The sequence below is a fragment of the Gordonibacter pamelaeae 7-10-1-b genome (genome assembly GCF_000210055.1).
Classification (GTDB): domain Bacteria; phylum Actinomycetota; class Coriobacteriia; order Coriobacteriales; family Eggerthellaceae; genus Gordonibacter; species Gordonibacter pamelaeae.
Genome location: NC_021021.1, coordinates 2,266,251 through 2,273,613, shown reverse-complemented (window position 1 = coordinate 2,273,613; position 7,363 = coordinate 2,266,251). Strand labels below are relative to the sequence as shown.

The following is a 7,363-nucleotide window of genomic DNA, read 5'->3' as shown; positions in this document are numbered from 1 at the left end:
ACCGCAGCGTCCTCGAAGGCGACGGCCTGCCCGTCGCGCCCGACCGGCATGCGCGACCCGTCGCCAGCGGGAACCTCGTGCCACACGACCTCGATGGGCGGCAGGTCGTACCCCGCGTCCGAGTACCCCAGGTCGCTCGGGCGCTGCACGAACACCGCCCAGGACGCAAGCCACAGCCAGAACTCGCGCTCCTTGTGCGGGTAGAGCGTGAGGTTGTTGGCCTTGGTCGAGTCGCGCTGGAAGAAGCGCGTGAGCGCCTGCCCCGTGTCCATGATCCCGAGGAACCCGGCGTAGTGGATCAGCTCCTTGTAGCGGTTGGGGCTCGGGGTGGCGGTCGCGACGAAGCGGTACGGCACCTGGTCGAAGAGCCCGAGGAACGTCTGGTAGGTCTTGCTGCCGAAAGAGCGCAGCACGCTCGCCTCGTCGAGGCTCGCCACGTCGAACAGCCCCGGGTCGAGCCGGCCGTCGCGCACGCTCTCGTAGTTCGTGAGGTAGATCCCGTCGGCGGAGACCTCCTCGGACCGGCGGACGAAGGAGGCCTCGACGCCGAGCAGCCGCGCGTCCCGCGCGAACTCCTGGCGAACCCCGAGCGGGCACACTATCAGCCCCCGCCCCCCGTCATGCGCCAGCACCAACCGCACGGCCTCGAGCTGCATGAGGGACTTGCCGAGGCCGAACGCCGCGAAGATCGCGCGCCGCCCGCCCGCCACGGCCCAGCGCACGATGGCGCGCTGGAAGCCGAAGAGCACGTCCGACACCTCGTCGCCCGGGTCGAAGCCCGACGACGGGGCCGAGGCGCGCTTGTTGTCCAAGAACTCCGCGTAGCCGGCCGGCAACGCGCTCACGAGACCCTCCTATCCGGCCCGCGGAAGGCCACGGCCGCGCACTCGCGCATCCGCGACACGATGGCCTCGGCGGCCGACGAGTCGCCGTGCACCGACAGGCGCGCCACGATGCCGTCGCCTGCCGTCTGCGTCGTGTAGATCGTGGGCTTCATCGCCGCCTGCCGCTCGTCGATGACGCTCAAGAGCTGCGACAGCGCCCAGTCGGTCGCCTGCTCCTGGCCGATATCGTCGATGACGAGCACGCGCGGGCCGGTGTAGCGCGCCACCACGTCCTCCTCGGCCTCGCCGGGCCGCTTGTACGACGAGCGGATCTCGCGCAGCATCCGCGACCCCGTGGCGAACCGCACCGTGGCGCGGTCGGCGATGGCCAGGAGCGCGGCGCATGCCGCATACGTCTTTCCGGTGCCAACTCCTCCGTGGAGCACGAGCCCGGTCCTCGTGCGCTCCCCGTACTCCGCCGCCCAGCGCTGCACCTCGACCGGGCAGCGGTCGATGGAGGCGGCGAGGTAGCGCGCGGGTATGCCCGAGCGCTTCACCCTCCTCTGCCGGGCGCGCTCGCGCTCGGTCCTCGCCGAGACGTCGCCCGCCCCGGCCATGACCTCGAATCCCATACCGTCCTTCTTCCCAACCAAGCACGACTCACGTCGTTGTTTGGTTTAGTTTTCTTTTGTTTCCTTTACTTTTCTTTTCTTTAGGGGGGTTTTCACCACTTCTCGGGGCTTGCCACGTCCGATAACCCAGGTTTAATGAGCAGAAACGGGAGTTTTTCAGAGATAACCCGGGTTTTGATCGCGAAATACTGCTCTTGCATGCCCTTCGACGTGACCGCCACCCCGCAGGGGCAGGCCGACTTCTCCACATCGTTTTCCACATCCGCTGCCACCTCCTCGACGAGCCTCCAGCGCACGAGCGCGTCGTAGGCGGCGTCGAAGCGCTCGACCGACATGCGCAGCCTCGCCGGCAGCACCTGCAGCCGCTCGTCGTCCTTCGGCATCCAGTAGGACTTCGAGTAGACCGCCGCGAGGAGCGCGACGTAGACCGACACGGCGTCGGGACCCACGTCGTTCACGGCCATCATCATCTTGGGGTTCGAGAGCAGCCCGACGTCGACGGGGAAGTACTCCAGATGGTCCTTCCTTGGCCTCGCCATCACGCATCACATCCTGCAGCCTCGGGCGGCGAGCAGGTGCCGTCGAAGTACCGGTCGACCTTGCTGCGCCCGAGCGCCATGTACGGCCCGACCTCCGGCACCTCCTGCAACAGGAACCTGGCGAGCGGCGCCGTGAGGGAGTTGCGGAACTTCCAGCGCATCTCACCTGCGGGCGCGTACTCGTCGCGCAGGTCCTCGAACTCGCGCTTCATCGAGAATCGGCGCCTGTCGTGCGCCGCCGCCCTCGCATGCCCGGCGACAAGGCCCCATATGTCGGGGTTTGCTCCGATCCAGGCGCGGGCCTCGAGGTACATCTGCTCGGCCGAGAGCGCCTCGGTGCGCAAGCGGTGCATGGCAAGCTCGGACTCGAGCGCCGAAACCATCCGAGATAGCGCCTCCACGCGCTGCGAGAGCGCCTCCACCGTCGGGTCCGCCGGAGCGTCCGGCACGAGGGAGGCAAGGCCCCTGCCGAGCCCTCCCCGTCCCCCTACGAGCGGCATGTCCCAGCCCTCGCCATCACCATGCGACCGCCTCCCATACCAGCCACAGAGACCCGGCAAGGGCGAACAGCCACGGCAGGCCGCGGCACATGCGCTCCCAGTCGGATTGTGGTATACTCCCACCGTCTTCATAGACGGATGCGCGCTTGCTTCCTACGGCTGGGCGCGCTTCTCTTTTATGTGGCATTCGAGCCCTCCAACCTTATCGTCACGGCCTTCCCAGCCTCGACCGCCTTCCTCGCCGCGTCGAGAACCATCCTCATCGCTCGCTCGTCAACGACGAGCGGCTGGGGCACGAGGTTCCCGAGCACCGCGTCGCGGTTCATGTACCACAGCTTCCCGATGCGACGGGCCGGTATCGTCCCGTCGCGGCATTGCTTCCTGATGCTCGTCGGATGCTGCCCTGTCACCCGGGAAAGATCCTCGGGCGTTATCACGGGCGGCAGCTCGCGCGGGTCGACGCGCTCCCTGCTCTCCATACTGCACCTCCTTTTCAATCGTCTTCCAGTATTCCCGCTTAGTGCAGCGGGCGACTCTCCCACCTCGATGTGCGGGGGCGCGTGCGGGACCTACCGCCGCGTCGATTGGGTTTTCAAGGTGCCTGCCCGATAGGCACGGGAGCGGCAGCACGTTCCGTGCGCGAGGAGGGGGATCGCTCGGCGGGCGCTTGGCCCTGTGCTGCCAGTTCCGTGCCTATCCGGTTCCTCGTAGTCCTTGGCGGCCCCGGGGATCAAACCCGGACGCCCGGCTTACGCTGACTTACACTCGTCGACGCCCGAATCGGCAATAAAGCCCTCCACGAATTCCAGCGCCCCAGAGATTCCCGAGAACACACCAAGCATCCATTCGTGGGTTCTTCGGTCTTCCTCCGACATTCCGCCGACCCCTCTCGTCGTCTCGTCCAGAAATCGGCATTCAGTTGCTGCTGTACGGGCCTTCTTCGCCTTCAGTTCATCAACGATGACTTGCAGCGTTTCGCGTGTAGTCTTGTCCATGGGTCCCTCTTCTCTTCTTCCCTGGCGGCCGCCCCGGGAATCGAACCCGGATGCCCGGCTTAGGAGGCCGGAGCGCTATCCGTTGCGCTAGGCGGCCCGGTAATGTTTGTTTAATTGACTATCCGAGGCAAAAAAATATCGTCCATGGAGCAGCCAATAAACTCGCAGGCAGCTTGAGCCTGTCCAACGCTCATATCCTTGGGGTTATTCTCGTATTTCGCATACGTAGCACGAGAAACACCCAGATGCTCGGCGACAGCAACCTGCTTAATACCTTTGCTTATGCGGCATTCTTTAAGCGTCTTCATATCCCTCCTTCCTGCTTATTAAATGTTAACTAAACAAACCTAGACATGTCAAGAAAATTTTCCTAAAATGTCAAATAATTTAAGCAAGGAGTAACGCTATGACCATTTCTTCAAACATAAAGAAACTCCGAACTTCTCGAGATTGGACGCAGGAGCAACTTGCTGACAAAATTGGAGTTACGCGCTCAACCGTGACCCAATGGGAAACCGGATGGTCGCAGCCAAGAATGGGAGCGGTCGAAAAACTCGCGAATGCCTTCAATGTCACCGTCGCCGAAATTGTTTCAGACGGTAATATTAGCCTTCCACCGGGTGCGATAGTCCCATCTATACCTCGCAAAGCTTACGCCCCCCTTCTCGGACGCGTGCACGCCGGAGATGCACAGGCCCCCGATATTATCGAAGACAACGTGGCGCTCCCATACGAGATATGGGATAGGCACCGTGAGGGATATTTCTTGCAGGTCGAGGGCAGCTGCATGAGCAAGGTGTACCCCGAAGGCTGCTACATATTCGTGGATCGCCGCATGGAGCCGCAGAACGGATCAATTGCCGTCGTGAGCATCGACGGCGACGACTACGTGATGCGACGGCTTTACCGTGGGGCTAACACGATGATCCTCTCCCCCGACAGCTGGGAGGACGGGTACGAGGATATCGTGATAAGTGAAGGCGATGACCACACCGTGGCGTTCGAGGGCGTCGTGGTTTGGTTCCAGGCGAGCAAGGAGATGGAATGAAGAAGATTTTCGCGCTGGCTACCGCATTGGCGATATCGCTGTGCATGTTCGGATGCGGCTCGTCCATAACCCTTGACAGGACGGTAGCCGTAAAAGACATGACGATCAACGTTCCGTCAAATTGGGAAGAGAGCGGGTACGCAACCGGCGATTTTGCCGAAAGCAAATCATTCATGGATGCGGATACCGGCAGGTGGCTGGGTGTCTACTACACGAGTAAGTTCACCAGTAAAGAAACTCCTGAAGAAAAGGCAAAGAAATTTAGAGAGAGTCACGCCGGAGGTGACGATTTTCACGAGAATGCAATTAGCGAGACTGTGATAGACGGAGCAAAGTGCACTGTCTACGAGTATTCCTACACAATTAATAGCAGAGAAGGTAAACCGGTTGAGGAGGTTTTTCGAGAGGCATATATATACCGTTCGTATGATTACTATGAGGTGTCAGGGTACGGATGCCAAGACGTGTTTGACGCGGCCTTAAAGTCAATAAAACTTTCCTGAGCATAAAGAAAGCCTCGCGCATCACAGGGCGGCAACAACATATTTATAAATACTTGCTATTTTATATTGCCTTATAATTAGCAATACTTTATAATATACTCATCGGTTGAGGGAAAGGAAATCCGATGCCGAAGGAGCAGGAAGTCAGAGAAGTGATGAAGCGACTTAGAAAGGAGGAATGGGAAGAGGAAAGCGGTAAGGGCAGCCACGTGGTATTCCGCAAGGACGGCAGGACGGTAAGCGTCCCAACGTCGAAGAAGGAGCTAAGGACGGGAACCTACCGCAACATCGCGAAAACGGCGGGGTGGCTCTAAGCCCCGCCCTCTCCCCTTCCTCCGGGAAAGGATAGAAATGGGCAAGTTTGTTTACCAGGCGATCATGAGCCCCGAAGAGGACGGCGGGTACAGCGTCGAGTTCCCCGACCTCCCCGGGTGCTTCACGGACGGCGACGATTACATGGACGCCGTGGGGATGGCAGCCGACGCCGCCAAGACCTACGTGGCATCCCTCATGCTGCACGGCGACACAGTGCCCGAGGCGAATCGCCACGATGCCCCCGAAGGGTACGAGAGCGTCTATGTGTTCTTCGAGACGGACGAATCCTACATCGTGCGCGGCGAGGTGGTGTCGGCCGCCCAGGCGGCGCGCGACCTCGGCGTATCTGCTGGGCGCGTGACGCACATGATCGACGCCGGCCTGCTCGACGGCTACCGCAGCGGCAGGCGGACATTCGTGACCAAGGAGTCCGTAAACAGGCGGAAAAGCGACCCGCGTGGAGCCGGCAGGCCCAGCCGCGCGAAGGAGGCGTAGGACGGTCGAAGAATGACCTGCCCGCCTATCCTCTTTCGAGGAAGAGCCCTGGGGCTCTTGTCGGCGGGCGGGAACGTTTCCGTTCTATTTTAGCAGTTTAAGTAGCCGATGCGTGAGATCGGCGAACGAAACGATGAAAGCCCCGCGCATCACAGGGTTGCCGCCCTAGCGCGAGGCTCCGTAGAATACCAACCGAATAGATCGGAAGGCAGGTGCGATTGTACCATGAAAGTCATCGGCAATGGATCAATCACCAAGCTCGAGAAGGGCAAGTCGCGCGCGCAGTGCCGGAAATGGCGGCTGCGGGTGCAGACCGACAAGGGCGAGAAGCCGAGGCGTTTCACCGGCACGTGGACCCAGGCGCAGGAGGCGCTCAAGGAGTTCATCGGCGAGCTCTCCACGCCCGTGTCCGACCTCACGTTCGGCGAGTACGCGGAGAAGTGGCTCCGTCGGCGCGAGCTGTCGGGGGACTACGAGGTCGACACGCTCGACAAGGAGCGCCAGCAGATCAAGCTCCTCGACCGCGAGTTCGGCGACGTGCGACTCATCGACATCGACAAGCCCAGGGCCGAGGACGGGCTCCTCGCCATCAAGAACGGAAACAGCCCGTCGGGCAGGGTACTGTCAGGAACCTACATGAACCAGGCGCACGCGCGCATGAAGGCCATCATGGAGAGCGCGCTAGACGACGACCTCATTCCGCGCAATCCGCTCGCGAAGGTGAAAGCTCCCAAGATCGACACCCCGGAGAAGCAGGCATTGCCGCGTGAGACGCTCGCACGCTTCGTCTGCGCCATGGACGCGCTCCCCCTCGACTCCCACACCGTCGCGGCGCGTCTCGCGGTCTTGCAGGGCATGAGGCGCGGCGAGATCGTCTGCACGCCCTGGGGCGACGTTAACTCGACATCGCTGTTCGTGCGGGACTCCGTGAGCGAGTCCACCGGCCGGCCGAAGGGCGGGCGCCCCAAGACCCCGAGCAGCGTGCGCGAGCTGCCACTCATGGACTACATGGCCCAGATCCTGAATCGGTGGAAGCCCGTGCAGGCCGGGATGCTCGCCTGCCTCGGATTGGAGCAGACCGACGAGACGCCCATATGCTGCTCGGCCATCGGAGGGTACATGCACCCGCAGAACCTCGATCGATGGTGGCGGAACAACCGCGGAACGTTCGGCCTCGAGGGCGTCACGCTCCACGAGCTGCGCCACACCTACCTCACCATGCTCGGGGCCACGGGCTCGCCGTCCATCGTGATCAAGAGCCTGGCCGGATGGGCGTCGCTCGCGATGGCCGACACCTACGTGCACGAGGACGCCACGGCGAACAGGGAGGCCGTGAAGCACCTCGGGAACGTCATCGACTTCGAGATCGCGAAGATCGAGGGTGGTACATCTGCCGGTACATCGAGTGGTACATCCGATCATCTTGCAGAGTTTCGCGCGATATTGTGATTTATGGGTTTACCAGGTAAAACGCTGCACAGCGTATTACCGTGTTTTCCGAATGGAGGACGA

12 protein-coding genes and 1 tRNA gene are annotated in these 7,363 nt (G+C 61.9%); 5 read left to right on the top strand and 8 right to left on the bottom strand.

The features are described from left to right. The 8 genes from GPA_RS17490 to GPA_RS10530 form a co-directional block, all read right to left on the bottom strand. On the bottom strand, positions 1-845 hold an 845-nt coding region (locus tag GPA_RS17490; RefSeq protein ID WP_041239468.1), incomplete at its 3' end, for a DEAD/DEAH box helicase family protein. Then, the gene (locus GPA_RS10560; protein WP_015539859.1) at positions 842-1,456 is read right to left on the bottom strand and encodes an ATP-binding protein; all 615 of its coding nucleotides are present in this window, start codon (positions 1,454-1,456) and stop codon (positions 842-844) included. The genes GPA_RS17490 and GPA_RS10560, both read right to left, overlap by 4 nt. Positions 1,457-1,548: 92 nt before the next feature. Then, a complete protein-coding gene (locus GPA_RS10555; RefSeq protein ID WP_015539858.1) occupies positions 1,549-1,995 on the bottom strand; it encodes a Lin1244/Lin1753 domain-containing protein in 447 nt (148 codons plus the stop codon). After that, a complete protein-coding gene (locus tag GPA_RS10550; RefSeq protein ID WP_156790997.1) occupies positions 1,995-2,495 on the bottom strand; it encodes a hypothetical protein in 501 nt (166 codons plus the stop codon). The genes GPA_RS10555 and GPA_RS10550 overlap by 1 nt, the downstream gene beginning before the upstream one ends. Positions 2,496-2,671: 176 nt before the next feature. Beyond that, positions 2,672-2,974: a helix-turn-helix domain-containing protein gene (locus tag GPA_RS10545; RefSeq protein ID WP_015539856.1), complete on the bottom strand. Its 303-nt coding sequence runs from the start codon at positions 2,972-2,974 to the stop codon at positions 2,672-2,674. 270 nt (positions 2,975-3,244) lie between these two features. Beyond that, entirely contained in the window at positions 3,245-3,490 is a 246-nt protein-coding gene (locus tag GPA_RS10540) for a hypothetical protein (protein ID WP_015539855.1), read from the bottom strand. 22 nt (positions 3,491-3,512) lie between these two features. Beyond that, positions 3,513-3,587, bottom strand: a tRNA-Arg gene (locus tag GPA_RS10535). A 13-nt stretch (positions 3,588-3,600) separates the two neighbouring features. Then, on the bottom strand, positions 3,601-3,798 hold the full coding sequence (locus GPA_RS10530) for a helix-turn-helix transcriptional regulator (RefSeq protein WP_041239467.1): 198 nt from the start codon (positions 3,796-3,798) through the stop codon (positions 3,601-3,603). 98 nt (positions 3,799-3,896) lie between these two features. Here GPA_RS10530 and GPA_RS10525 point away from each other — a divergent pair, with 98 nt between their 5' ends. The 5 genes from GPA_RS10525 (at position 3,897) to GPA_RS10505 (ending at position 7,300) form a co-directional block, all read left to right on the top strand. After that, positions 3,897-4,538 carry a LexA family protein gene (locus GPA_RS10525; protein WP_041239466.1) on the top strand — a complete coding sequence of 214 codons (642 nt, stop codon included), beginning with the start codon at positions 3,897-3,899 and terminating at the stop codon, positions 4,536-4,538. Next, a complete protein-coding gene (locus tag GPA_RS10520) occupies positions 4,535-5,041 on the top strand; it encodes an RNA-binding protein (protein WP_015539854.1) in 507 nt (168 codons plus the stop codon). The genes GPA_RS10525 and GPA_RS10520 overlap by 4 nt, the downstream gene beginning before the upstream one ends. A gap of 125 nt (positions 5,042-5,166) precedes the next feature. Beyond that, on the top strand, positions 5,167-5,355 hold the full coding sequence (locus GPA_RS10515) for a type II toxin-antitoxin system HicA family toxin (RefSeq protein WP_015539853.1): 189 nt from the start codon (positions 5,167-5,169) through the stop codon (positions 5,353-5,355). Between the two features lie 37 nt (positions 5,356-5,392). Then, the gene (locus tag GPA_RS10510; RefSeq protein ID WP_015539852.1) at positions 5,393-5,851 is read left to right on the top strand and encodes a type II toxin-antitoxin system HicB family antitoxin; all 459 of its coding nucleotides are present in this window, start codon (positions 5,393-5,395) and stop codon (positions 5,849-5,851) included. A gap of 225 nt (positions 5,852-6,076) precedes the next feature. Continuing rightward, positions 6,077-7,300, top strand: coding sequence for a tyrosine-type recombinase/integrase (locus tag GPA_RS10505; protein WP_015539851.1), 1,224 nt, complete (start codon positions 6,077-6,079; stop codon positions 7,298-7,300). Positions 7,301-7,363: the final 63 nt, after the last annotated feature.

Coding starts and splice junctions, on each gene's coding strand:
- GPA_RS10560 (WP_015539859.1), bottom strand. CDS start 1,456: ATGGGATTCGAGGTCATGGCCGGGGCGGGCGACGTCTCGGCGAGGACC.
- GPA_RS10555 (WP_015539858.1), bottom strand. CDS start 1,995: ATGGCGAGGCCAAGGAAGGACCATCTGGAGTACTTCCCCGTCGACGTC.
- GPA_RS10550 (WP_156790997.1), bottom strand. CDS start 2,495: ATGCCGCTCGTAGGGGGACGGGGAGGGCTCGGCAGGGGCCTTGCCTCC.
- GPA_RS10545 (WP_015539856.1), bottom strand. CDS start 2,974: ATGGAGAGCAGGGAGCGCGTCGACCCGCGCGAGCTGCCGCCCGTGATA.
- GPA_RS10540 (WP_015539855.1), bottom strand. CDS start 3,490: ATGGACAAGACTACACGCGAAACGCTGCAAGTCATCGTTGATGAACTG.
- GPA_RS10530 (WP_041239467.1), bottom strand. CDS start 3,798: ATGAAGACGCTTAAAGAATGCCGCATAAGCAAAGGTATTAAGCAGGTT.
- GPA_RS10525 (WP_041239466.1), top strand. CDS start 3,897: ATGACCATTTCTTCAAACATAAAGAAACTCCGAACTTCTCGAGATTGG.
- GPA_RS10520 (WP_015539854.1), top strand. CDS start 4,535: ATGAAGAAGATTTTCGCGCTGGCTACCGCATTGGCGATATCGCTGTGC.
- GPA_RS10515 (WP_015539853.1), top strand. CDS start 5,167: ATGCCGAAGGAGCAGGAAGTCAGAGAAGTGATGAAGCGACTTAGAAAG.
- GPA_RS10510 (WP_015539852.1), top strand. CDS start 5,393: ATGGGCAAGTTTGTTTACCAGGCGATCATGAGCCCCGAAGAGGACGGC.
- GPA_RS10505 (WP_015539851.1), top strand. CDS start 6,077: ATGAAAGTCATCGGCAATGGATCAATCACCAAGCTCGAGAAGGGCAAG.